18 protein-coding genes are annotated in these 25,084 nt (G+C 67.2%); 8 read left to right on the top strand and 10 right to left on the bottom strand.

Annotated features, from left to right (window positions below; translation table 11 throughout):
* Nucleotide 1: 1 nt before the first annotated feature.
* From CV_RS07795 to CV_RS22110, 3 genes are read left to right on the top strand one after another with little or no spacing between them, the layout of a single operon-like run.
* The gene (locus CV_RS07795; protein ID WP_011135145.1) at nt 2-1,399 is read left to right on the top strand and encodes an MATE family efflux transporter; all 1,398 of its coding nucleotides are present in this window, start codon (nt 2-4) and stop codon (nt 1,397-1,399) included.
* The gene (gene murB / locus CV_RS07790) at nt 1,396-2,421 is read left to right on the top strand and encodes a UDP-N-acetylmuramate dehydrogenase (protein ID WP_011135144.1); all 1,026 of its coding nucleotides are present in this window, start codon (nt 1,396-1,398) and stop codon (nt 2,419-2,421) included. The genes CV_RS07795 and murB overlap by 4 nt, the downstream gene beginning before the upstream one ends.
* Nucleotides 2,422-2,464: 43 nt before the next feature.
* On the top strand, nt 2,465-3,073 hold the full coding sequence (locus tag CV_RS22110) for an HAD family hydrolase (RefSeq protein ID WP_011135143.1): 609 nt from the start codon (nt 2,465-2,467) through the stop codon (nt 3,071-3,073).
* On the opposite strand, the gene CV_RS07780 is transcribed toward CV_RS22110, so the two are convergent.
* Entirely contained in the window at nt 3,068-3,454 is a 387-nt protein-coding gene (locus CV_RS07780; protein ID WP_011135142.1) for an MAPEG family protein, read from the bottom strand. The two genes, CV_RS22110 and CV_RS07780, sit on opposite strands and share 6 nt — an antisense overlap.
* Before the next feature lie 66 nt (nt 3,455-3,520).
* On the bottom strand, nt 3,521-4,195 hold the full coding sequence (locus tag CV_RS07775) for an energy-coupling factor ABC transporter permease (RefSeq protein ID WP_043595804.1): 675 nt from the start codon (nt 4,193-4,195) through the stop codon (nt 3,521-3,523).
* 128 nt (nt 4,196-4,323) lie between these two features.
* Between CV_RS07775 and nadC the strand changes: the two genes are divergently transcribed.
* The gene (gene nadC, locus CV_RS07770; RefSeq protein ID WP_011135140.1) at nt 4,324-5,163 is read left to right on the top strand and encodes a carboxylating nicotinate-nucleotide diphosphorylase; all 840 of its coding nucleotides are present in this window, start codon (nt 4,324-4,326) and stop codon (nt 5,161-5,163) included.
* A gap of 82 nt (nt 5,164-5,245) precedes the next feature.
* Nucleotides 5,246-7,117: a sensor domain-containing diguanylate cyclase gene (locus CV_RS22105; protein ID WP_158303305.1), complete on the top strand. Its 1,872-nt coding sequence runs from the start codon at nt 5,246-5,248 to the stop codon at nt 7,115-7,117.
* 121 nt (nt 7,118-7,238) lie between these two features.
* On the opposite strand, the gene CV_RS07760 is transcribed toward CV_RS22105, so the two are convergent.
* From CV_RS07760 to trxA, 3 genes are all read right to left on the bottom strand, one after another.
* Nucleotides 7,239-7,850 carry a CoA pyrophosphatase gene (locus CV_RS07760; protein WP_011135138.1) on the bottom strand — a complete coding sequence of 204 codons (612 nt, stop codon included), beginning with the start codon at nt 7,848-7,850 and terminating at the stop codon, nt 7,239-7,241.
* Between the two features lie 112 nt (nt 7,851-7,962).
* Entirely contained in the window at nt 7,963-9,219 is a 1,257-nt protein-coding gene (gene rho / locus CV_RS07755; RefSeq protein WP_011135137.1) for a transcription termination factor Rho, read from the bottom strand.
* A 125-nt stretch (nt 9,220-9,344) separates the two neighbouring features.
* Entirely contained in the window at nt 9,345-9,671 is a 327-nt protein-coding gene (gene trxA / locus CV_RS07750) for a thioredoxin TrxA (RefSeq protein ID WP_011135136.1), read from the bottom strand.
* Nucleotides 9,672-9,872: 201 nt separating this feature from the next.
* Here trxA and fabI point away from each other — a divergent pair, with 201 nt between their 5' ends.
* Complete coding sequence (gene fabI / locus CV_RS07745; protein WP_011135135.1) at nt 9,873-10,661, top strand: enoyl-ACP reductase FabI; 789 nt, start codon at nt 9,873-9,875, stop codon at nt 10,659-10,661.
* A gap of 54 nt (nt 10,662-10,715) precedes the next feature.
* On the opposite strand, the gene CV_RS07740 is transcribed toward fabI, so the two are convergent.
* The 4 genes from CV_RS07740 to CV_RS07725 all read right to left on the bottom strand — a co-directional run bounded on the left by CV_RS07740 (nt 10,716) and on the right by CV_RS07725 (nt 20,415).
* On the bottom strand, nt 10,716-12,434 hold the full coding sequence (locus CV_RS07740) for a diguanylate cyclase domain-containing protein (protein WP_043595801.1): 1,719 nt from the start codon (nt 12,432-12,434) through the stop codon (nt 10,716-10,718).
* Nucleotides 12,435-12,674: 240 nt separating this feature from the next.
* Complete coding sequence (locus tag CV_RS07735) at nt 12,675-15,065, bottom strand: response regulator (RefSeq protein WP_052278787.1); 2,391 nt, start codon at nt 15,063-15,065, stop codon at nt 12,675-12,677.
* Nucleotides 15,062-16,759 (bottom strand): chemotaxis protein CheB, encoded by a 1,698-nt coding sequence (locus tag CV_RS22100; RefSeq protein ID WP_147296182.1) that lies wholly within the window; start codon nt 16,757-16,759, stop codon nt 15,062-15,064. Before CV_RS22100 ends, CV_RS07735 begins: the two co-directional genes overlap by 4 nt.
* Complete coding sequence (locus tag CV_RS07725) at nt 16,756-20,415, bottom strand: response regulator (RefSeq protein ID WP_147296181.1); 3,660 nt, start codon at nt 20,413-20,415, stop codon at nt 16,756-16,758. The genes CV_RS22100 and CV_RS07725 overlap by 4 nt, the downstream gene beginning before the upstream one ends.
* Before the next feature lie 116 nt (nt 20,416-20,531).
* Between CV_RS07725 and CV_RS07720 the strand changes: the two genes are divergently transcribed.
* Both CV_RS07720 and CV_RS07715 read left to right on the top strand, forming a co-directional pair.
* Nucleotides 20,532-22,670, top strand: coding sequence for a putative bifunctional diguanylate cyclase/phosphodiesterase (locus CV_RS07720; protein WP_011135130.1), 2,139 nt, complete (start codon nt 20,532-20,534; stop codon nt 22,668-22,670).
* A gap of 63 nt (nt 22,671-22,733) precedes the next feature.
* Complete coding sequence (locus CV_RS07715) at nt 22,734-23,483, top strand: 3'(2'),5'-bisphosphate nucleotidase CysQ (RefSeq protein WP_011135129.1); 750 nt, start codon at nt 22,734-22,736, stop codon at nt 23,481-23,483.
* A gap of 96 nt (nt 23,484-23,579) precedes the next feature.
* On the opposite strand, the gene CV_RS07710 is transcribed toward CV_RS07715, so the two are convergent.
* Nucleotides 23,580-25,052, bottom strand: coding sequence for a cobyric acid synthase (locus CV_RS07710; RefSeq protein WP_011135128.1), 1,473 nt, complete (start codon nt 25,050-25,052; stop codon nt 23,580-23,582).
* Between the last annotated feature and the right edge of the window lie 32 nt (nt 25,053-25,084).

Here is a 25,084-nt window from a genome sequence, read left to right as displayed (position 1 = left end):
CATGCTGTTTGAACTCAATCGCGCCTCGCGCGCCGAAATCCTGGCCGAGGCGCGCCAGATCGCCGGCCTGGCGCTGCCCATGATGGTCGCCCAGATCGCCCAGGTGGCCACCAGCTTCGTCGACACCGTGATGGCCGGCCGCGTCGGCACCGACGACCTCGCCGCGGTGTCGCTCGGCGCCAGCGTGTTCATCACCGTTTACGTGACGCTGATGGGCGTGGTCGCCGCGCTCAACCCCATCCTGTCCCACCACCTGGGCTCGCGCGACCGTCGCGCCTTCAGCCGCGACGCGGCCCAGGGCCTGTGGTTCGGCCTGATGCTCGGCGCGCTGGGCGCCGGCTTGATGCTGCTGCTGGAGGCGCCGCTGCGCCATTGGCTGCACCTGCCGCCCGACGTCACCGACAAGGTGATGCTGTTCATCACCGGCGCGGCCATCGGCATGCCGGCGGCGATGGCGCATCGCGCGCTGCACGCCTACGCGTCCAGCCTGGGCCATCCCAAGGCCATCATGGTGGTCAGCCTGCTGGCGCTGGCGCTGAACATCCCGCTCAACTACATCCTGATCCACGGCCTGTTCGGCATGCCCAGAATGGGCGGCGCCGGCTGCGGCTGGGCCACCGGCATCGTGTTCTGGTTCAACTGCCTGGCGCTGCTAACCTATGTCAGCTGGCATCGCCATTTCCGCGACAGCCGCATCCTGGCGGGGCTGGCCGCGCCCGACTGGCGCCGTTTCCTCGCCTTCCTGAAGCTGGGCGTGCCCATCGGCCTGTCCTTCTTCGTCGAAGTCAGCCTGTTCTCCTTCATCGCGCTGCTGATCGCCGAGCTGGGCACGGTGGTCGTGGCCACGCACCAGTCGGTGCTGAATTTCTCCAGCCTGATCTACATGCTGCCGCAAAGCGTGGCCACCGCGCTGTCGGTGCGCGTCGGCCACCATGCCGGCGCCGGCGACTACCGGGCCGCCCGCTTCATCTCGGGCGTCGGCATGCTGATGGGCCTGGCGATGGCCGGCGGCGCGATGGCGCTGGTGCTGCTGCTGCGCGAACCCATCATGTGGATGTACAGCGCCGATCCCCGGGTGATCGCGATGGGCACCACGCTGCTGCTGTTCGCCGCCGTCTACCAGCTGACCGACGCCGCCCAGACCATCGCCTCCGGCGCGCTGCGCGGCTACAAGCTGACCGCCGTGCCGATGCTGATCCACATCACCTCGTTCTGGGTGGCGGGGCTGGGGCTGGGCATGCTGCTGGGGCTGACCGACTGGATCGTGCCCCGGATGGGCATCTACGGCTTCTGGACCGCGCTGGTGATCAGCCTGACCGTGGCCGGCCTGCTTCTGACTTACTATCTGGCCCGCGCCAGCCGCAAGCGGCTGCACCGCGACCAAGGAATCCTGCTATGACCCTGCAGTTTCGCGCGGACGTCGATCTGCGCCCCTACAACACCTTCGGCATGGCCGTGCGCGCCGCGCATTTCTGCCAGCTGGACGATGCCGCCGACCTGCCGGCCCTGCTCGCGCATCCGCTGTATCGGCAAGGCCCGGTGCTGTGGCTGGGCGGCGGCAGCAACCTGCTGCTGACCCGCGATTACCCCGGCCTGGTGGTCAAGGTGGCGCTGGCCGGCATCCGCCTGCTGCGCGAGGACGGCGACGACATGATCGTCGAGGCCGCGGCCGGCGAAAACTGGCACGGTTTCGTCCAGCACGCGCTGGCCCAGGGTTGGTACGGCCTGGAAAACCTCAGCCTGATCCCCGGCACTGTCGGGGCGAGCCCGGTGCAGAACATCGGCGCCTACGGCGTCGAGGTCAAGGACCGCCTGCTGGAGGTGGTGTGCGCGCAGCTGGACCGGAACGGCGAGGCCGCGACGCTGTCGAACGCCGAGTGCCGCTTCGGCTACCGCGACAGCGTGTTCAAGCACGAGGCGGCCGGCCGTCTGCTGGTGACAGCGGTCCGCTTTCGGCTGTCGCGCCGCGCGGAGCTTCGCACCGGCTACGGCGACATCCAGCAGCAGCTGCAAGCCGACGGCGTGGATCGGCCGACGCCGCTGGACGTGAGCCGCGCCGTGGTCGCCATCCGCCAGAGCAAGCTGCCCGATCCCGCCGTGCTGGGCAACGCCGGCAGCTTCTTCAAGAATCCGGTCGTCCCCGCGGAACAGGCCGCCGCGCTGCTGGAACGCCATCCGCAGCTGCCGCGCTACCCCGCCGCCGACGGCAAGGTCAAGCTGGCCGCCGGCTGGCTGATAGACCAATGCGGACTCAAGGGTTACCGCGACGGCGACGCCGGCGTGCACGACAGACAGGCGCTGGTGCTGGTCAACCACGGCCGCGCCACCGGCGAACAGATGCGCGCGCTGGCGCGCAAGGTGCAGCAGACCGTGAAAGAGAAATTCGGCGTGGAGCTGGAACCGGAACCGCTGATCCTGTAAGCGCCCCAGCCCGCCCCCGCAACGCAATGTCTTTGGAGAGCAAATGAGCAAGAAACCGGAAGTCCTGGTATTCGATCTGGGCGGCGTATTGGTGGACTGGAACGGCATCGACCCGCTGGTGCGGCTGTCCGGCGGCAGGCTGGAGCGCGAACAGGCGCGCCTGTTCTGGATCGACAGCCCCTGGGTGGCCAAGCTGGACCTGGGCGAATGCGAGCCGCGGGAATTCGCCGCCGCGATGAGCGACACGCTGCAGCTGGGCGTGGACGCCGACGCGATGCTCCAGCAACTGTCCGACTGGCTGGCCGGCGCCTATCCCGGAGCAGGCGAGCTGCTGGCCGAGCTGTCCCGCGCCTTCCCGCTCGCCGCGCTCAGCAACAACAACGCGCTGCATTGGGACAAGATAGACCGCGAATTCGGCCTGTTGCCGCACTTCCGGCACGCGTTCGCCTCCCACCTGCTGCATCTGCGCAAGCCGGACGCCGCCATCTACCGGCACGTCCAGCAGACTCTGGGCGTCGCGCCGGAAGCCATCGCCTTCTTCGACGACAACATCGAATGCGTGGAAGCCGCGCGCGAACAAGGCTGGCAGGCCTTCCACACCGCCGGCCTGCCCCAGGTCCGCGCCGCGCTGCAGGCGCAGGGCTGGCTATAAGGCGATCACGCCGCCGGCGCGCAGGAACAGGTACAGCACCGCCAGCAGGCCGACCAGCCAGGCCAGCGAGCGCAGCGCCGCCTTGTCCGCCACGTACAGCAAGCCATGCGCGACGCGCGCCAGCGCGAACACGCCGGCGGCGGCGTTCATCTCGGCCACCGGCACCTTCATCCACCAGGCGGCCGCCACAGCCGCCAGATAGGTGGGCAAGGCCTCCCAGGCGTTCTGCTGCGCCCAGTTGGCGCGCTGGCGATAGCCGTCCAGCCTGGCGGCCCACTCCCGCGGGCGATGGTTGTCGTAACGCGCGCCGGCCTTGGCCGCGCCGGCCCAGATCAGCGGCAACAGCGCCGCCAGCAACAGACTCCACAAAACGAAGGGCATCGCCTCCTCCTTTATCAGACCGATGAAACCATCGCCATTCCGCATGGCCGGGCGCGCCGACGGCGCTCAACTCGGCCCCGGCTTGCCGCCGAGATAGCGCCCGTCGTCGAAAGTCGATACCCAGCGGGGCTTGTACACGGTGAGCACCGCCAACAGCAGGCCGGTGGTGAACGCCTCCGACCACGACAGCAGAAAATAGTAGGGCAAGGCCTCTCCCAGCAAGCCGTCCCAGGGATAGGCGCCGGCAGCGCCCAGCGCCAGCACGCCGCACAGGGCCGCCGCCAGCAGGCTGGCCCCGCCGGCCAGAAAGCCGTTGACGAAGACATAGATGAAGAAATGGGCGGGCAAGCGCCGCCGCGCCAGTTCCAGCATGCCGGCCGTCACAGCCACCGCCGGCAGCGGCGTCAACAGCCAGTTCAATCCCAGCGCCGACCAGTCCGCGTGCCCGGCCGCCGCCAGCGCCAGCTGCGCCACAGCCAGCGCCAGCAAGGCCAGCCATGGCCCCATCATCAGCGTCAGCAGCGCCGCGCCCAGCAGATGGAAGGATAGTCCGGGCTGCAGCCCGCCGCGCAGCAGCCACAGCGCCAGATCCAGCACGCAGGCGCCCATCCAGGCGTTCAGCGCCGCCGGATCGAGCGCGCGCCATCGCACGCGAAGCGCCGCCAAGGCCAGCAAGGCCGCCGCCAGCGCGCATCCCAGCCACAGCGCCCAGCCGGGGAACAACGATGCGGATAAATCCATGACATTGAAATTGCGATCCCAGGGGGCTCCAGCATAGCAGATGACATCCCATCCCTCGCATTTTCGGCGCAGACCGCGCGCCAACTTCACCGCCTGCCGTTACAATACGTTTTTGGATGGAGACCCGTATGCCCCTGCCTGCCCCCCACCTGATCGCCCAGCAAGTCGCCCTGGCCCTGGCCGAAGACATCGGCCCCTGCGACCGCACCGCCCAACTGATAGCCGCCGACAAGGCGGGCTCCGCCCGCGTGATCGCGCGCGAAGACGCCGTGATCTGCGGCCAGGCCTGGTTCGATGAGTGCTTCCGCCAGGTGGACGCGCGCTGCCGGGTGGAATGGCTGGCCGCGGAAGGCGAGAAAGTGGCCGCGGGCCGCGAACTGTGCCGGATCAGCGGTCCGGCCCGCGCGCTGCTCACCGCCGAGCGCAGCGCGCTCAACTTCCTGCAGCTCTTATCGGGCGTGGCCAGCGAAACCCGCCGCTACGTCGACGCGGTCGCCGGTCACCGCGCCCGCATCCTGGACACCCGCAAAACCCTGCCCGGCCTGCGCCTGGCGCAGAAATACGCGGTCACCGCCGGCGGCGGCGACAACCAGCGCATCGGCCTGTTCGACGGCATCCTGATCAAGGAAAACCACATCATGGCGGCCGGCGGCGTCGCCCAGGCGATGGAGCAGGCGCTGGCCGACTTGCCGCCGGGCGTCACGCTGCAGATCGAGGTGGAAAACCTAGCGCAGCTGGAGGAAGCGCTGAACCACGGCGCCCGGCTGGTGCTGCTGGACAATATGTCGCTGGACGACATGCGCCGCGCGGTGGAAATCTGCGCCGGCCGCGCCGAGCTGGAAGCCTCCGGCGGCGTCGATCTGGACAGCGTGCGCGCCATCGCCGCCACCGGCGTGGACCGCATCTCCGTAGGCAAGCTGACCAAGGATGTTCGCGCGCTGGATCTGTCCATGCGCTTCACCCTGTAACTTGCTACGCAGCCGCGGAGAGAGCTGTCATACTGAAGGCATGCCTACTATAAGAAAAGCATAGCCCTCACCATCCATGGACATGACTCCGCGCAGATTCGGCTCCCGTTCCGCCCGCCATGCCAAGTGGGGCGCCGCGCTATTGCTGCTGGTCACCCTGGCCCTGCTGGCGGTGGACCTGTCCACCAGCTACCGCCAGCTGGAAACCGAGGCCGGCCGCCAGGCCAGCGGCCTCAGCCAGCTGCTGGCGGAAAGACTGAGCTCGGGCATACACGAGGCCGGACTGATCCTGCAGAGCAGCAACCAGATTCCGGAAGTCCAGCGCCTGCTGCGCTACGGTTCCCTGGATACCGACGCGCGCCAGAACCTGGCGCAGAAGCTGCAGCAGCAACTGCAGCTGGCGCCCTACCTCAGCCGCATCGAAATCGTGGACACCGCCTGCCAGACCGTGTTCAGCAGCAAGCGCGATGGCGCCCCCCATCCGCATCACAACGAATTCTGCCGCTGGCTGCACCGGGTCGATCCCAAGGAAAGCAACTACACCACGGTGATACACAGCCCCACCGAGGGCGGCATCGTGCTGGCCAACAAGCTGTACGACAGCGAGGGCAACCTGATCGGCATGGCTACCGGCCTGATCAAGCACAACTTCATCCAGGACGAGGTCAGCCGGCTGACGGTGGGCGAGCACGGCGAGATCCTGGTACTGGACCAGCGCCAGCTGACGGTGACGCGCTGGCCTCAATCCAGCCGCAACGATCCGCAAAGCTACCGGTCGCTGCAGCCGCGCGAAATCCTGTCCCACGACCCGGGGCAGATGCTTTTCGACGCGCCGTCAAGCTTCGACGGCGGCGAGCGGCTGTACAGCATGCGCCAGACCGGCAGCTACCCGTTCCAGGTCGCCGTCGGCTTGTCGCGGCGCGACTTCACCCGCTATGTCCGGGACAAGGCCTGGCTCGCCATCCCCGGCTGGCTGTTCGTCGCGGCGCTGACCCTGCTGGCGCTGCGCAAACACCTGTCCAACCTGCGCCAGCACCAGCAGCTGCTGCAAGGCAACGAGCGCATACGCGACAGCGAAGAACAGGCCAGGCTAATCCTGGACACCGCGCCGCTGGCGCTGCTGCTGGTCAACCCCCAGACCGCCCGCATCCGCCACGCCAACTCGCTGGCGCGGGAAATGCTGGGCCTGCCGCCGCGCGATCCGGAACAGGCCGCCGGCAGCGAGCTGAACCTGCCGCTGAAGCTGCAGCCGGTGGAGCAATGGCTGAGCGAAGGCGAAGAGGTGCTGCAACAGGAAGTGGAGCTGGAGCTGGAGGACAAGAGCAGGCTGTGGGCGATCGTGTCGCTGCGCCGGCTAGGGCACGACAGCCAGCCGTCGGCGCTGATCGCGCTGTACGACATCTCCGGCCGCAAGCTGCTGGAACAGCAACTGCACGAAAGCAACCAGCAGCTGGCCGAAATGGCGGTCACCGACCCGCTGACCCGGCTATACAACCGCCGCCACGCCGACATGGTGCTGCGCGACGAAATCAGCCGCTGCGAGCGCTACGGCCAGACCATGGCCATCGCGGTGTTCGACATCGACCATTTCAAGCGCTTCAACGACCAATACGGCCACCAGGCCGGCGACGACGTGCTGGTGGCGGTCGCCAACGCGCTGCGCGACACCACCCGCAATACCGACATCAACGCGCGCATCGGCGGCGAGGAGTTCATGGTGATCTTCCCCTACACGCGGCTGCGCGATGCCCACAAGGTGATGAGCCGGCTGCAGATGGCGCTGACCCACACCACCTTCCCCTTCGTCGAACAGCGCATCACCTTCAGCGGCGGCGTCACCGACTGGCGGCCGGGAGACAGCCCGGCGCTGATGATGTCCCGCGCCGACAAGCTGTTGTACGACGCCAAGCAGGCGGGCCGCAACGTGGTGCTGTCGGATCAGGAAGAAGCGTGAGAGGACAGGTTAGCCGCCCCAGGCGCCAGGCCGCGCGGCGGCATCCCAGCCAAGCCTCCCCGCCATCGCCTTGCCGCGGCTTTGCGCCGATGCGCGACGTCGCCCCTGGCGACGCCAGGCGCTAGACGGACGCGCCGCCCAGCGCGTCCGCCAGCATCCACATCATCGCCGCGGTCGCACCCCAGATCGTGTGTCGGTCCCATTGCAGCGACAGGTACTGTCCGGCCACCCCGTCGCGCACGTAGTCATGGCGGCTGTAAGCCTGCCTGTCCAGCAGCAGGGGCAGCGGCACTTCGAACACCTCGGCCACCTCGTCCGGCGCCGGCGCCAGCGCCAGCGGCGGATTCAGCAAGCCCACCACCGGCGTCACCACGTAGCCGGTCACCGTCACGTAGTCCGGCAGATTGCCCAGCACCCATACCGACGATTCGGGCAAGCCGGTTTCCTCGCGCGCCTCGCGCAGCGCCGCCGCCTGGGCGGAAGCGTCGCCGCTCTCCAGCTTGCCGCCGGGAAAGCTGACCTGGCCGGGATGGCTGGACAGGTGCTCGGTGCGGCGGGTGAACAGCACGGTGGCCCCGTCCGCATGCCATACCAGCGGGACCAGCACCGCGGCCGGCTTCAAGCCCGGCGACGCCGCCCGGTAAGGCAGATCGGCCACCCTGCCGGTGAAATCATAGGACTGCAGCCGCCCGGCGATCAGCGCGGCGGCCTTGTCTGCCTCCATAGACCACATAATCGTTATCCTTTTGCCTCCCGGCATCCGCTCTTCCCGGCGGACCTCCCTCCAATGTACCAAAAAAAATGCCAGACCGGCATGGTCTGGCATCTTGGCGGGCGGTTGCCGCTCAGCGGCGCATCGAGTCGAAGAAAGCCTGGTTCGACTTGGTGGCCTTGATCTTGTCCTGCAGGAATTCCATCGCCTCCAGGTCGTCCATCGGGTACAGCAGCTTGCGCAGCACCCAGATGCGCTGCAACTGGTCCTGGGGAACCAGCAGCTCCTCGCGGCGGGTGCCGGAACGGTTGATGTTCAGCGCCGGGAAGATGCGCTTCTCGGCCATGCGGCGGTCCAGGTGGATTTCGCTGTTGCCGGTGCCCTTGAATTCTTCATAGATCACATCGTCCATGCGGCTGCCGGTGTCGATCAGCGCGGTGGCGACGATAGTCAGGCTGCCGCCCTCTTCCACATTGCGCGCGGCGCCGAAGAAACGCTTCGGACGCTGCAGCGCGTTGGCGTCCACGCCGCCGGTCAGCACCTTGCCGGACGCCGGCACCACGGTGTTGTAGGCGCGGGCCAGGCGAGTGATGGAATCCAGCAGGATCACCACGTCCTTCTTGTGCTCGACCAGACGCTTGGCCTTCTCGATCACCATCTCGGCCACTTGCACGTGGCGGGTGGCCGGCTCGTCGAAGGTGGAGGACACCACTTCGCCGCGCACCGAGCGTTGCATTTCCGTCACTTCTTCCGGACGCTCGTCGATCAGCAGCACGATCAGCACCGCCTCCGGGTGGTTGGCGGTGATCGCGTGGGCGATGTGCTGCAGCATCACGGTCTTGCCGGACTTCGGCGGAGCGACCAGCAGCGCGCGCTGGCCCTTGCCGATCGGCGAGATCAGATCGATGATGCGGCCGGTGATGTTTTCCTCGGCGCGGATCTCGCGCTCCAGCTTGAACTGCTCGGTCGGGAACAGCGGCGTCAGGTTCTCGAACAGGATCTTGTGCTTGGAGTTTTCCGGCGCCTCGCCGTTGACCTTGTCCACCTTCACCAGCGCGAAGTAGCGCTCGCCGTCCTTCGGCGTGCGGATCTCGCCCTCGATCGAATCGCCGGTATGCAGGTTGAAGCGGCGGATCTGCGACGGGCTGACGTAGATGTCGTCGGGACCGGCCAGATAGGAGGTATCCGGACTGCGCAGGAAACCGAAGCCGTCCGGCAACACTTCCAGCGTACCCTCGCCGAAAATGCTCTCGCCTTTCTTGGCCTGGTTCTTCAAAAGCGCAAAGATCAGGTCCTGCTTGCGCAACCGGTTGGCGCCGTCGATCTCGTTGGAAATGGCCATTTCAACGAGTTCGGATACGTGGAGATGTTTGAGATCAGATAAGTGCATAGCGGTCGTGAGGTCGACTCGGTAGTATTCGGGCGGAACGCCGTCGAGGGTGTGGAAGCGTAAGAAAACGGGCGGCTTGCTATATGCCACCCGTCATGAAAGATTGTGCGTGGAGGATAGACGCTTTACAGTTGGCTGTCAATGAAGGCGGTCAGCTGGCTCTTGGACAGCGCGCCCACCTTGGTGGCGGCGACCTGGCCGTCCTTGAACAGCATCAGGGTTGGAATGCCGCGGATGCCGAACTTGGGCGGAGTCTGCTCGTTCTGGTCGATGTTCAGCTTGGCGATTTTCAGCTTGCCGTCGTATTCCTTGGCCACTTCGTCCAGGATCGGGGCGATCATCTTGCACGGGCCGCACCATTCGGCCCAGTAATCGACCAATACCGGGCGGTCGGCCTTCAGGACTTCGTTTTCGAAAGAATCGTCGGTTACGTGCAGGATCAGATCGCTCATGGCTTCCTCGTCGAGATTTAGTGTGCTTAATTCGGGATGGTAGCAAGCGATGGAGCGGGCGGCAACCTGCGGCACGAAGTTCCGTTCCCCCTCCGCCCAAGGGGTTATCCTTGCTGAAACGGGCAGTTAGCGCAGACGACGCTGCTGCAAATCGCCGGCATTCGGTATAATGACCGGCTGTTTACATGAGAAGGACACCAAATGGGCTTTCTGCAAGGCAAGAAAATCCTGATCACCGGCATGATCTCCAATCGCTCCATCGCCTACGGCATCGCTCAGGCCTGTCATCGCGAAGGCGCCGAGCTGGCCTTCACTTACGTGGTGGACAAGCTGGAGGAACGCGTCCGTGAAATGGCGGCCGACTTCGGCTCCCAGCTGGTCTACCGCTGCGACGTGCAGAACGACGACGAGATCAACCAGCTGTTCGTCGACCTCGCCAAGGAATGGGACGGTCTGGACGGCCTGGTGCACTCGATCGGCTTCGCCCCGCGCGAAGCGCTGGAAGGCGACTTCCTGGATTCTCTGAGCCGCGAAGCGTTCCAGATCGCCCACGACGTGTCGTCCTACAGCTTCCCGGCGCTGGCCAAGGCCGCGCGCCCGATGATGCAGGGCCGCAAGGCCGCGCTGCTGACCCTGTCCTACCTGGGCGCGGTCCGCGCGATCCCGAACTACAACGTGATGGGCCTGGCCAAGGCCAGCCTGGAGGCGTCGGTGCGCTTCATGGCCGCCAGCCTGGGCAAGGAAGGCATCCGCGTCAACGGCATCTCCGCCGGTCCGATCAAGACCCTGGCCGCCTCCGGCATCTCCGGCTTCTCCAAGCTGCTGAACATGGCGTCCAGCCAGGCTTGCCTGCGCCGCAACGTGACCACCGAGGAAGTCGGCAACGCCGCCGCCTTCATGCTGTCGGACCTGTCGTCCGGCATCACCGGCGAGATCACCTACGTCGACGCCGGCTACAGCGTCAACGCGCTGAACGTGCCGGAAGAATAAGCGCTTTCGCGCGACCCAAGGCAGACGGCGCGGTTTTCCCGCGCCGTTTTTCATTCACGCGCCGCAATCGGCGCCGGCCAGCGTCCGCAAACCGCCGCCGTCGTGCAGCCACACCTGGCCGCCGCCCTCCGACTTGGCCCGGTACATCGCCCGGTCCGCCAGCTGGATCAGCCGTTCGGCGTCTTCTGCCGACTCCGGATAGACCGCCGCCCCCAGGCTCGCCGACACCCGCAGCCAGCGTCCGCCGCCCCAGCGCTCGGCGCGCGCAGCCTCCCGCAGCTCCCGCAAACGCGCGGCCAGGACCGCATCGTCGGCGACGCCGGGCAGCAATACCGCGAACTCGTCGCCGCCCCAGCGCGCGGCCAGTTCGCCGGGACGGCAGCCCGCCTGCAGCCGCCGCGCCACTTCCCGCAGCACTTGGTCTCCCGCCTCGTGGCCCAGCAGATCGTTCACCTGCTTGAAGCCGTTCAGGTCCAGGAAGAGGATCGCCAACCGCCCGCCGGCCGGCTCGTTCTGCAGATGCCAGCGCAGCCGCTCGCCGAACAGGGCGCGGTTGGCGAGACCGGTCAGGCCATCGAAAAAGGCCAGCGCGTGCAGTCTGCGCTCGGACTCCTTCATGCCGCTGATATCGCTGACCACCCACACGGACAACAGCCTGCCGTCCTCGTCCCGCAGCCTGGTCGCGGAAGCCAGCACCGGCAGCGGCGCCGCGCCGCGCCGCGCGAGCAACAGTTCGCCCTGCCAGGCGCCGGACGCGTCCAGCAACTCGCGCAAGGCTTCCCGCTCCAGCCGCGCTTCCACCCCCGGGGCCATGAACAGGCCGCTCAATTGGGACGGGTCCGCCATGGTCAGTCCGCCCATCCTCGCCAGCGCCGGATTGACGTACAGCCAGTCCAATCCTTCGTCAGCGATGGCGATGCCTTCCGAGCAATGCTCGACGGCCAACTGGGACAGCTGCAGTTGCCGCTTCAGTTGCTTGTGCTCGGTCATGTCTATCACCGTGCCCCATAGATGGTCGACCTGCCCGGAAGCCTGCCGCTGGATGTGGTTGCGCTCCAGCAACTCCCTGACCTGTCCGTCCGGCCTGACGATGCGGTACTCGACGTCGAACGGTCGATCGCCCAGGACATGCCGATCCAGCTCCCGCCTCACCCTGGCGCGGTCGTCCGGATGCACGCGCTGGAAATACGCGTCTTCGGTGGCGTCGAAGGTGGCGGAATCGGTGCCGAAAATATCATGGACCGCCTGGCTCCACTCCAGTCTGCCGCTCTCCATGTGCAGCACCCAGGAACCGATGCCGGCATCGCTCTCGGCGGTATGGAGCAGCTTCTCCGCCAGATAGTATTTCGGCTGGTCCGGATACAATTCCTGGGGCCGCCTCAAAGACAGCAGCACCGCCCTATCCTCGGACAATGCCCGGGCGGTGATCAGCCATTCGCACGCCTCTCCGTCGACCCCTCTCCAGACGTGCAAGCCCAGGCTGCCGCAGGCCTGGCTGCCTTCGGCGGCGAACAAGGCTTTCCAGGCTGGCGTGGCGAGGGGGTCGCCCGCGGGCAGCCATTGGCTCAGCGGCGAGTTTGTCAGATGGCTCGCGTCTCCCCCCGCCAACTCGGCCGCCCGCTGGTTCGCGCACAGGATGCGGCCGGTCTTGCCCACCACCAGCACCGCGTCCGGATACTGCTCAAACCAACGCAGGTAGCGCCCGCGACGACGCGCCTCCCACCCCGCCCAAGCGGCGGCGGCGCAGGCGCCGAACAGGCCAATCGCAAACAAGGCAGGCAATTCCCAAGCTCCCCGCAAAAACGGAAAGTGTAACGGATAGGAATAATCTTATATTCGTCAAAATGACAAATTAAAATTTATGTTTAATATGAGGCAATCATTTAAAAGAATAAACATGGCGCTTTTCCACCCCCTTCAAGCCGCGCCGCCGCACATCCCATGCGGGACAGGAGAACGAGTACGGCCGCCCTGCCGCGCCAGGCCTGTTGCAACTTCGCCCACCCGCCACCGTCAGGCCAGGCCGCTGCCCTCGTCCACCGCCTTCAGCGCCGCCATCGAACAGCCGAAAGCCTGATCCAGCTCCGGCAACAGGTTCGCGGCGCCGGCCAGATCCTCGCCCTTGCCCAGCCGCTCCAGCTCCATGCACAGCGAAGCCAAGGGCTGCGCGCCCACGCTGCCGGCGCAGTTTTTCAGCGCATGGGCCGCGCGGAACAGCGCCGGGCCGTCGACGGCGTCGATGGCCTCGCGAATGCCGGCCAACAGCATCGGTCCCTCGCTCATCCACGCCGCCAGCATGCGCGGCAGCAGATCCTGCTGAATGGCGCGGATCGCGTCCAGCGCCCCGGCGTCCACCCATTCTCCGTCGTCTCGCGCCGCGATTCCGGCCGGCTCCGCGCTCGCTTCCGCCTCCTCCCCCGGCGACAGCCAGCGCGACAGCACCGCTCCCAGTTCATTCTGCGTGAAGGGTTTGGACAGGTAATCGTCCATGCCGGCCTGCAGGCAGCGCTCCCGCTCGCCCAGTCCCGCATTGGCGGTCAGCGCGACGATGGTCAGGCGCGCGCCGCCGGGCCGCTCGCGCGCCCGGATCGCGCCGGTGGCCTGCCAGCCGTCCATCACTGGCATTTCGCAATCCATCAGCGCCAGGTCGAAGCCCCCGGCCTCGCACAAGCGCAGCGCTTCCTCGCCATTGCGCGCCAGTTCCACCTCGCACCCCAGGTTTCTCAACATCGCTGTCGCCAGCTCCTGGTTGACCAGGTTGTCCTCCACCAACAGCACCCGGCCTGAGAGCCTCGGCTGGTCGTGTCCGTCCGGCGCAGGCTCCACCTTGGCGGCGGCGGAGCCCAGTTGCAGAAGCGCGTTGTACAGATCAGACCGGCGGATCGGCTTGGTCAGCACCTGCCGCGCCAGCCGCGAGGCGCCGGTCAGCTTCTGAAAATCGTCGGCGGCGGAGCTGAGAATGATGGCGGGCGGCGCGGCTTCGCCCAGGCGTTCCCTCGCCTCGCCCAGGAACATCAGGCCATCCATCTCCGGCATCATCATGTCGGAGATGATCAGATCCACTTCGTTTCCCGCCGTCAGCCAGTCCAGCGCCTCCCGCGGCCGGTGAAAGGCGGCGACGCGGCAATGCCAGGACGCCAGCTGCTGTTCCAGTATCTCCAGATTGGTGACATTGTCGTCCAGCACCAGCACCCTCATGCGCGCCACATCCTCCGCAGGCGGGCACAGCTGGCTGTCCGACGCGCGCGGCAGCGTCAGCGTGAAGTGGAATTCCGAACCTGAGCCGGGTTCGCTTTCCAGTTCGATCCGCCCGCCCATCATGCCGACCAGCCGCTGCGAAATCACCAGGCCCAGGCCGGTGCCGCCAAAGCGCCGAGTGGTCGAACTGTCCGCTTGGGAGAATGGCTTGAACAGCCTTTTCTGCTGATCGGGCGCGATGCCGATGCCGGTATCCTTGACGCTGATCCGGCAGGTCACGCCGGCGTCCGACTCGCCCGCCCGGTCGACCTTCGCCAAAACATGGCCGGACTCGGTGAATTTGATCGCGTTGCCCACCAGGTTGGTCAATACCTGGCCCAGGCGCTTGCCGTCGCCCACCACCTCCACCGGCATCAGCGGCAGCGCGCACATCAGCTCCAGCCCTTTGCCGTAGGCCACCGGCGCCAGGCGCTCGACGATTTCCTCGACCAGCAGATTGAGGCAAAACGGCTGCCGGTCCAGCTCGAACTTGCCGGCTTCTATCTTGGAGAAGTCCAGGATGTCGCTGATGATGGCCAGCAAATCCTCGCCGGAACGATGGACCACGCTAACGTAATGGCGCTGCCGATCGTCCAGCCGGGTTCTTTGCAGCAGGTCGGTCATGCCGATCACGCCGTTGAGCGGCGTGCGGATTTCGTGGCTCATCACCGCTAGAAACTCGCTCTTGGCCCGGTTGGCGGCCTCGGCGGCGTCGCGCGCCTCGGTCAGCTGGACATTGGCCTGCTGCAGCGCCTGGCTGCGCGCTTCCAGCGCCGTCTCGCGCTCGTGCAGCTTCTGGTAAAGCCGGACGCGGTTGAGCAGCAGGTTGTCGTCCAGCGGCTTCATCAGGTAATCCACCGCGCCCAGGCCGTAGCCGCGGCCGATGAATTCGTCGGCCTTGAAGATGGCGGTGACGAAAACGATGGGAATCCCGCGCGTGCGCTCGGTCATCTGCAGATGGCCGGCGGTCTCGAAGCCGTCCATGCCCGGCATCTGCACGTCGAGCAGGATCAGGTTGACCTCCCGCTCCAGCGTGATCAGCAGGGCTTCCTCGCCCGACCCGGCCTCCAGCACCTCGCAGTCGTCCAGCCGGCTCAGCAGGGCCTGCAGGGTGACGCGGTTGTTGATGTTGTCGTCCACTACCAGGATGACGAATTTCCGGCTCATGATCCGACGCTCCGGCCAAGGCGGTAAATGTGGCTGCCGCTGCGGTAGAGCTCGAACCCGGCCTCCAGCGCCGCCCGATGCAAGCCGTCCTGCGGCCCCAGCACCAGGAAACCCTCGGCGTGCAGCGACTGCGCGAAACGCCGCAGCACCTGCCGCTGCAGCTCGCCGTCGAAATAGATCAGCACGTTGCGGCAGACGATGAGCTGGAACTCGTTGAAGATGCCTTCGTCGGTCAGCGAGTGGCGATAGAACAGGATGCGCTGGCGCAAATGGTCGTCCACCCGCAGAAAACGCCCGTTGCGGGACAGGTAGGCGTCGAACAGCCGCGTGCCGCCGCCCGCCAGGTAGTTGGCGCGGTTTTCCTCCAGCGCCTGGGCGGGAAACAGCGCGCTGCTGCCTTGCGCCAGCGAATAAGGATTGAAGTCGGTGGCGAACAGATGGCTGCGGTCCAGCAGGCCCAGCTCGTCCAGCACGATGGCCAGCGAATACGCCTCCTCTCCGCTGGAGCAGCCGGCGGACCACAGCTTGATCAGCGGAAAACTGGACAGATAGGGCAGGATCTCGTCCCGCAGCAGCTTCAACTGCTCCGGGTGGCGGAAAAAACTGGTCACCCCCACCGGCAGTTCGACGCACAGCCGCTCGAACAGCCCGACATCGGTCAGCACCGCGCGTTGGAAATCGGCGAAGCGCCCCAGGTTGAACTGGCCCATCAGGTTGTGGATGCGGCGTTTCAGACTGTCCCGCTGGTAATTGCGGAAATCGTAGCCGTAGTGGCAGACCAGCGCGGACAGGAAGCGCTCCAGCAGTTCTCCGTCCGGCTGGGCGTCCGGCCCGGCGGCCGCCGCCGCCGCGACGCTGGCGATGGCGGACAGCTTCATCACATAGTCGTAATGCCCGGCCTTGCGCGCGGCGTCCGGCATCACTCGCGCCGGCGCGCATTCTCCGCCATCCTGGACGATCACGCAGGCGCCGGCGGCGCGCAGCGCGGCGCAGCCGTCCGCGCCATCCTGGCCGAAACCGCACAGCAGCGCCGCCAGCGTTTCCGCGCCGTACTCGCCGGCCAGCGACTCGAACAGCACATCGATGGACGGCCGCGCGAACTGTATCTGGCGGTCGCGCGTCAGGTAGACGTAACCGTGCCCCACCCGCATGTGGTGGCCGGGCGGCGCCACATAGATCGTTCCCGGCCGCACAGGCGCCATATTCTGCGGCATCTCCACCGCGTAGTCCGTCCTCGACTTCAGCAACTGATCAAGCAGGTTGATCTGGCTTTCCTGCACGTGCTGGGCGACGAACACCGCCATGTCGGACAGCGGCAGGCATTCGATGATGCGCAGGATGCAGTCCAGGCTCTGCGCAGAGCCGGCCAGCGCCAGCGCGCGCGGCCACGGTCTGGCCTCGGAAGGCGGCTGGCTCGACACCAGCCTGGCCGGCAGGTTCAGCCGCATCAGGCCGTGCGCCAGCAAGGCGTGGTAGGCGTGGATCTTCAGCTTGCCGCCCCGGTCCAGGCGGTCGGCGATCGCGCACAACAGCTCCGCGCCCAACAGATCGGCGTCGTAAAAGCTCAGGTCCAGCGCCTGCTCCGCCGGTCCTTGCAGCAACTCCAGCATGGCGGCGCGGTCCTCCGGCGCGTCCAGCCTCCCCAGTATCGCGACCCGGCACTGCCCGGATCGCCGCTGAACGGCGACGCTCACCGGCCCCGGCCCTCGCACCAATGCGCGACCCTGGCCACCAGCAGATCGTAGTCGACCGGCTTGGACAGGTAGTCGTCGGCGCCGGTGGCCAGGATTTTCTCGCGCTCGGCCGGCAAGGCCTTGGCCGTGATCGCCACCACCGGGATATCCTTCCAGGCCGGGTTGGCCCGGATGGCGGCGATGGCCTGGTAGCCGTCCATTTCCGGCATCATGATGTCCATCAACACCAGGTCCACGCTTTGATGCTGCAGGAACTCCAGCGCGCGCCGGCCGTTGACCGCGCTGTTGAGCTTGGCGCCGTGCCGCTCCAGCGCGGCGGTGATCACGAACAGATTGCGGGGATCGTCGTCCACCACCAGCACGCGCCGGCCATCCAGCAGCTTGCTCCCGGACGCCGCCGCCGGCGCCTTGCGTTCGGCCCGCTGCCTGGGCACGTCCCGCAGAAAGCGCTCCACGTTTTCCAGCAGCCGCTGCCCCGCCTGCGGCGTCTTGACGATCACGCAGTCGGAATAGGCGCGCAGCGCCGCCTCGTCCTCCTCGCCCGGCTTGCCGCTGGCGTAGAACACCAGCGATATCTCGGGATCGACCCCGCGCAAGGCCTCGGCGACGGCCACGCTGTCCGCGATCGCCGCCTTGCCCAAGTCCAGCACCGCCAGCTGGCAGCGGTGCCGCTCCAGCAGCGCCTGCCAGTCCGTGTCGGGCGCCGCCGCCACGATATCGCCGCCGATGCCGCCCACCAGCTTGGCCACTTCGTCGCGGCCTATGCCGCCGCGCTCGACCACCACGATGCCGCCGCCCCGGCCGCCCACCGCCTTGACCAGCTCGGCCTCCGCCGCCGCCAGCAGCTGGTCGCTGGCGGGCTTGCGCAGGAAGCCGATGGCGCCCTGATGCAGCAAGGCCTCGTCGCGATCGCGCGCCGACACGATGTAGACGGGGATGTCCGCCAGCGCCGGCCGGGTCTTGATTTCGTGCAGCACCTGGGCGCCGTCCATGTCGGGCAGGCCCAGGTCCAGCAGGATGCCGGCCGGCCCGTGCGCGGCGGCCAGGGCCAGGCCTTCGCCCCCGCTTTGCGCCAGCAGCGTCTTGTAGCCCAGCCGCCGGTTCATCGCCACCAGCATCCGCCCCAGCGCCGGGTCGTCGTCTATCAGCAGGATGGCCCTGTCCCCCGGCTGCAGCGCGTTCCTGTCGTCTTCCACCTCCAACGCGGCATGTTCGACGGCCCTCTCCTCCGCCTTGCCGCGCTCAGGCAGCCAGACGATGAACTCGCTGCCCTCGCCCGGCGCGCTTTCCAGCTCGATGGTGCCGCCCAGCATCTGAGCGAAGCGCAGGCTGATGGTGAGGCCCAGGCCGGTGCCGCCGAACTCGCGCGAGGTGGAGCCGTCCGCTTGCTGGAAGGCCTCGAAGATCACGCTCTTCTTTTCGGCCGGAATGCCGATGCCGCTGTCGCGCACGCTGATGCGCACCGGCAGCGGCAAATCGGGATGACGGCTCATGGAGAGGGTGACGCCGCCGCTGCGGGTGAACTTGATCGCGTTGGTCAACAGATTGCGCAGAATCTGCGACAGCTTGTCCGGATCGGACACGAAGTCCGACTGCAAGCGGTCGTCGACGACGAACTCCAGGCCCTTGTCGCGCGCCAGATGCTCGAACATGCCCTGCAGCTCCGCGCACAGCTCCCGGCTGTTCAAGGTGGCCAGATGCACGTCCATCCGGCCGGCCTCCACCTTGGACAGGTCCAGCACGTCGTTGATCAGCCGCAGCAGGTCTTCGCCCGAGCGGTGTATCACCTGCGCCCACTTCAGCGCCTCGTCCTTCACCGCGCCGTCGTCGTTGTTCACCATCATCTTGGACAGCAGGATGATGGAGTTCAGCGGGGTGCGCAGCTCGTGCGACATATTGGCCAGGAATTCCGACTTGTACTTGCTGGCCTGGTCCAGCTGCCTGGCCTTGGCCTCCTGCTCCAGCCGCGACTCCTCCAGCTCGCGGTTCTGTTGCTCCAGCTGCTGCTGCGACTCCTCCATCTGCGCGTTCGCCTGCTGCAATTCCTCAGTCTGCTGCCGCAATTGCTGCTGCGCCTCCTCCATCTGCGCATTGCTCTGCTGCAGCTCCTCGGACTGCTGCTGCAGCTGTTGCTGCTGCTCCTCCATCCGCGCGTTGCTCTCGCGCAGCTGCTCGCTCTGCTGCCGCATCTCCTTTTCCGACTCTTCGCTGGCCGCGAGCAGCTTGCGGATGTGGACGCGCTGCTCGGCGACGAACAGGAAGGAGGCCAGCATGCCGCCGACGTTGGCCAGGAACTCCAGCTTGCGCTCGTCGAAATGATCGAAGCTGGACAGCTCGATCACGCCGACCAGTTCCTTCTCGTGCAGCAGCGGGTAGGTATAGGTGTAGCGCGGCAGCGCCAGCATGGTGCCGGTGACGATGGGCGCGGCGTCGTCGCCGCTCACCTCCAGGATGATGGGCTTGCGCTCCCGCGCCACCTGCCCCACCGCGCCCTCGCCCAGCGCGAAACTGGCGCCCAGGTTATTGCGCTCGGTGTACATGTAGCTGCCGATCAGATCCAGCCGCTGCTCGGCGTCCCGGTACAGGTAGAACACGCCGCGGCCGGCATCCAGGTAGCGGCCGATCAGACCGATGGCGGCGTCGGCCAGCTGTTCGGTGGTGAGGTCCCCGGTCAGCGCCGCGGAAACCTGGCCGTAGCCGTCCTTCAGCCAGTTGCGCCTGTCGTCCTCGTCTCGGGCGGCGCGCAGCATCCGTATCATCTCGTTGATGGCGATGCCGAGCCGGTCCTTGTCCGACGCCAGCCGGATCTCCTGGCTCAGATCGCCCTTGCCGATCGCGTAGGCCCGGTTGGCCAGCTGCTCAAGCGACTCGATCAGGCTCTTGATCCTGGCCATCAGGCTGCTGTCGTCGCCGGCGCGCACGCGGATATCGCTGGACAGGTCGCCCTCGGCCAGCCGCGCCGCGATTTCCGCCGCCTCCGACGGCTCCCCGCCCAGCTGGCCGAGAATGGAACGGCTGGTCCAGTAGCCTATCGCCGCGATGGCCACCAGCATCAGGCCGCAAATCACCAACGTCAGCGCGATGGCGTTGCGCTTGGTGACGACCGCCTCGTCCGAGAATTTCTTCGCGATCACGATGTTGTAATCGATGTGCTTGTCTATGGTCTCCAGCATCTGGTCGGAAATCGGATCCAGCGTCAGCAGCATCTGGTGCGCGCGGGCAGCGCCCTGCCCGGCGCTGGCCTGCAGCACCTGCTCCAATCCAGCCTGGTAGCGCTGCCAGACCGGCTTTTCCGTATCCAGCCACGCCTTGTCCGTTTCGTCGGCGAAGCAGCTGCCGCCGGCGCAGCCATTGGTCTCGTAGGCGCGGATCGCATTGCTCACCGCCTCCCGCGCCGCCAGCACCTTGTTTTCCACTTTCAGGCGCTCGGCCTTGTCCGCGTCGTAATCGAGCCGCCCCGCCTGGGTGCTGCACTCCTGGAACGCGCGCCGAAGATCCCCCAGCACCTTCAGGCTGGGCACCGCGTTGACGTTGCCGAAGTTGGCGCCGTCGTACACCCTCTCCATCAGGTACTGCTCCAGAGCGGTCAACAACGCCAGGCCCAGCAGCGCGGCCAGCACCAGCAAGGCCATGTTCTTGCCGACAGTAAGCTTCACTCCGCTCTCCCGCTCGCCTCTATGCCGAAGTTGAAGTGTAGACAATCCGCAATACTACTAATGGATTTGAAAACGGCTAGACTGGATGAAGCGGAATTACTCCCGGGAGAAACGGAATGCCGGTGCCAGGTGACATTCTGGTCGTCGACGACACCATGACCGCGCTGATGATGCTGGTGGCCCTGCTGTCTACGCAAGGCTATCAGGTCAGCTCCGCCCAGAGCGGGGCCGAGGCGCTGGATCTGGCCTTGAAGCATCCGCCGGACCTCATCCTGCTGGACTTCAGCATGCCCGGGATGGACGGGCTGGCCGTGTGCCGCGAGCTCAAGCTGAACCCGCGCACCCGCGACATCCCCATCCTGTTCCTCAGTTCGGTCAGCGACTCCCAGACCAAGGTCGACGGCTTCGCCGCCGGCGCCGTGGATTTCATCATCAAGCCCTTCGAGCGCAGCGAGCTGCTGGCCCGGGTCAACACCCACCTCGACCTGGCGCGGCTGAAGAAACGGCTGAGCAAGCTGGTGGAAGAGAAAACGGAGTCGCTGCGGCTGAGCGAACAGCGCTTCCGCGCGCTGATCGAGCAGGCGCCGGAAGCCATCATGGTGTACAACATGGACACCGGCCGCTTCGTCGACGCCAACCGGCAAGCGGAAAAACTCACCGGCCGCTCGCTGCAGACCCTGGTCGGCATCAGCCCCGCCGCGCTGTACGCGCCCGAGCAGCCCGACGGCCTGCCGGTGGCGGAAAGCGTCAGCATGCATTCCGAGCAGGCGCAAAAGGGCGACATCCCGCCGTTCGAGCGCATCGTGCAGCGCCCCGACGGCAGCGCCATTCCCTGCGAGGTGCGGCTGAGCAAGCTGCCCAGCGAAACCGGCAACCTGCTGCGCGTCAGCTATATCGACATCTCCTCCCGCGTGGCGGCCCAGGAAAAGATCAATCGCCTGGCCTATTTCGACACGCTGACCGGCCTGCACAACCAGAGCGGCCTGCTCGAACAACTCAGCGCGCTGTACTCGCTATCCTGGCAACAGCCGGGTTTCGCCGTGCTGCTGATAGAGCTGGGCGACTTCAAATTCATCAACGACGTCTACGGCAACCGCATCGGCGACCTGCTGCTGTGCCATGTCGCGCAGCGGCTGCAGCAGGCGATCGGCCCCCATGGACACGCCGCGCGGCTGGGCGGCGTCGAGTTCGCCGCGCTGCTGACCGGCGTGGCCGGCGCAGCCGAAGCCGAAGCCATCGCCTGCCGCATGCTGGATGCGGTCAGCGAGCCGTTCCCGGTAGACGAAATGATGCTCAGCGTCACCGCCAGCATCGGCATCAGCCTGGGTCCGGAACACGGCGCAGACGGCCGCGAGCTGATGGCGCGGGCCGACATGGCGCTGTACCGGGCCAAGGAGAAGAGCGCCCGCCGCGTCCAGGTTTACGAAGAAGAGCTGGGACAGCAGATGCGCGAGCGCGTCGAGCTGGAAAAGTCGCTGCGCCACGCGATCGACCACGGCGAACTGGTGTTGCACTACCAGCCGCAGATCGAGCTCTCCACCCGCCGGGTGGTGGGCGTGGAGGCGCTGGTGCGCTGGCAGCACCCGCAAAAGGGCATGATCCCGCCGATGCGCTTCATTCCCATCGCCGAGCAATCCGGCCTGATCCTGCCGCTGGGACGCTGGGTGCTGCGGGAGGCGTGCCGCCAGCTGAAGGTCTGGCAGGACAAGGGACGGGACGACCTGCGGATGGCGGTGAACCTCAGCGTCGCCCAGTTCACCGACCACGAGCTGCCCGACTTCGTCGCCGACGTGCTGAAAGAAACCGGCGTCTCGCCGCGTCACCTGGAACTGGAAATCACCGAATCCTGCACCATGCTGTCGCCGCAGCAGTCGATCGGGATGATGGAGCGCTTCCGCGCGATGGGCATACACAGCTCGATAGACGATTTCGGCACCGGCCACTCCGCGCTGGCCTACCTGACCCGCTTCCCGGTGGACACGCTGAAGATAGACCAGTCCTTCATCCGCAACATCAGCAATGATGAAAAAGGCACGGCGCTGTGCGACACCATCGCCTACCTCGCCCACCGCATGGGGCTGCAGGTGGTGGCAGAAGGCGTCGAGACCCAGCAGCAGCTGACCTTTCTGAGCAGCATCCACGTCGACGTGGTGCAGGGCTACCTGCTATGCAAGCCGTTGCCGGCCGTCGAGGCGGAAGCCTTCATCCTGCAGCAGACCGGGGCCAGCCCGCAGCCCGGCGTGGAATACTTCTGACGCCGGCATTGCCGCGCGCGCCGATACCGTGTATCACTCCGGCATCGACGCCAGGAGCCCCCCATGCCGGACGACCATCAGCTCGCCGCCCACATCGCGGCAGCCGCCGCCCAACGATTGCTCGACCTACGCCGCCGCCATCCGGAAGGCGGCAAGGCGCTGGGCGCGCGCGGCGACGCCGAAGCCAACGCCCTGATTCTGGATATGCTGCGCGCGGCGCGGCCGGATGACGGCCTGCTGTCCGAGGAATCCATGCCGGATCCCGCCCGCCTGGGCCAGCGTCGGGTGTGGATCGTCGACCCGCTGGACGGCACCCGCGAATATTGCGAGCCAGGCCGCGACGACTGGGCGGTGCACGTCGCGCTGGCGCTGGACGGCGCGCCCGCCGCCGCCGCCGTGGCGCTGCCCGCGCGCGGCGAGTTGTTCTCCACGCCCGACCCCCGGCTTGCCGCCGCGCCGCCAGGCCGGCTGAAAATCCTGGTCAGCCGCAGCCGCGCGCCGGCGCTGGCCGAACGCGTCGCCGCCCGGCTGGACGCCGAGCTGGTCCCGATGGGATCGGCCGGCGCCAAGGCGATGTCGGCGCTGCGCGGCGAAGCCCACGCCTATCTGCACGCCGGGGGCATGAACGAATGGGACACCTGCGCGCCGGTGGGCGTGGCGCTGGCCGCCGGCCTCTACGCGTCGCGGATAGACGGCTCGCCCTGCGCGTTCAACCAGGCGGACGTGAAGATGCCGGACCTGCTGATCTGCCGGCCGGAACTGGCGGAGACGCTGCTGGCGGCGATAACGGCGGAGCGGATGCCGGGCGATTGAACACCGCTGGGCCAAGCTTGCGCCGCGCCCGGTCCACGACGCGCCGGCGCAGGCGGCGCAAGTCGTGCGACCGGCAGGCGCAGCGCAGGGGTTTGCTCAGCGGGTCTCGGGCAGCCAGCGCCGGATCGGCTCCAGATCCAGATGCCGCTCCAGCATGTCCGCCAGCTTGTCGATATTGGCCTCGCGCAGCGCCGGGTAGTCCAGCGCCTCCGGCTCCTTCAGCCCTGCCCAGCGCAGGATGGCCTGGCAGGCGGCCGGTTCGTCGAACACGCCGTGCAGATAAGTGGCGAAGATCTGGTCGTCTTCCGAGCGCGCGCCGTCGGCCGAGCCATCATCGAATCTCACCGCGGGCCTGGCCAAGGCCGGCCCTTGGCTGACCCCCATGTGGATTTCGTAGCCGGCAGCCTCGGCGTCGCCCAATGTCAGCCGGCCGCGCATCCGCGTCAGCCGCTTCTCCGGCGCCAGCGTGGTTTCCATGTCCAGCCAGCCCAGGCCGTCGCCGCTGCCCGGCTCGCCTTCCAGCCCGTCCGGATCATGCAGCTTCTTGCCCAGCATCTGCAGGCCGCCGCAGATGCCCAGCACCTTGCCGCCGTAGCGCAGGTGGCGGCGCAGCGCCTCGTCCCAGCCCTGCGCCCGCAGCCAGGCCAGGTCCGCCAGCACGTTCTTGCTGCCGGGCAAAACGATCAGGTCGGCCGGCGGGATGGCTTGGCCGGCGCGCACTAAGGTGAATTCCACCTGCGGGTGCAGGCGCAACGGATCGAAATCGGTGTGGTTGCTGACGCGCGGCGCGGCCGGCGCCGCCACCCGCAGCTTGTCGCCGCCGCCCACAGCGCCGCCCGGCTTGTCCAGGCCCATGCTGTCCTCGGCCTCCAGGTGCAGGTCGTACAGATAGGGCAGCACGCCCAGCACCGGCTTGCCGGTGTGCCGCTCCAGCCAGTCGACGCCGGTCTTGAGCAAGGACGGATCGCCGCGGAAGCGGTTGATCACCAGGCCGACCACGCGGGCGCGCTCGGATTCCGACAGCAGCGCCAGCGTGCCCGCCAGGTGGGCGAACACGCCGCCGCGCTCGATGTCGGCCACCAGGATCACCGGGCAGTCCACCGCCTCGGCGAAGCCCATATTGGCGATGTCGCCGTCGCGCAGATTGATCTCGGCCGGACTGCCGGCGCCTTCGGCGACGATGCACTGGTATTGCGCCGCCAGCCTGGCGTGCGACGCCAGCACCGCCTTCATCGCGACCGGCTTGTAGCCGTGGTAGCCGCGCGCCTCCATATTGCCGATGGCGCGGCCCTGGATGATCACCTGCGAGCCGGTGTGGCTGTTGGGCTTGAGCAATACCGGGTTCATGTCGGTGTGCGGCTCCACGCCGCAGGCCTGCGCCTGCACCGCCTGCGAGCGGCCGATCTCGCCGCCGTCCGCCGTCACCGCGCTGTTCAGCGCCATGTTCTGCGGCTTGAACGGCGCCACTTTCACGCCGCGCCGGGCCAGCAGCCGGCACAGGCCGGTGGCCAGCGCGCTCTTGCCGGCGTCGGACGTGGCGCCCTGGATCATGATGGTTTTGGCGCTCATGGCGATCTCCCTGCGCATGGATGGCTGACAAC

The sequence above is a fragment of the Chromobacterium violaceum ATCC 12472 genome (assembly GCF_000007705.1).
In the GTDB taxonomy this organism is placed as follows: Bacteria; Pseudomonadota; Gammaproteobacteria; order Burkholderiales; family Chromobacteriaceae; genus Chromobacterium; species Chromobacterium violaceum.
The sequence above is the reverse complement of the archived record's forward strand: the minus strand, read 5'-3'. Positions and strand labels throughout refer to the sequence as shown.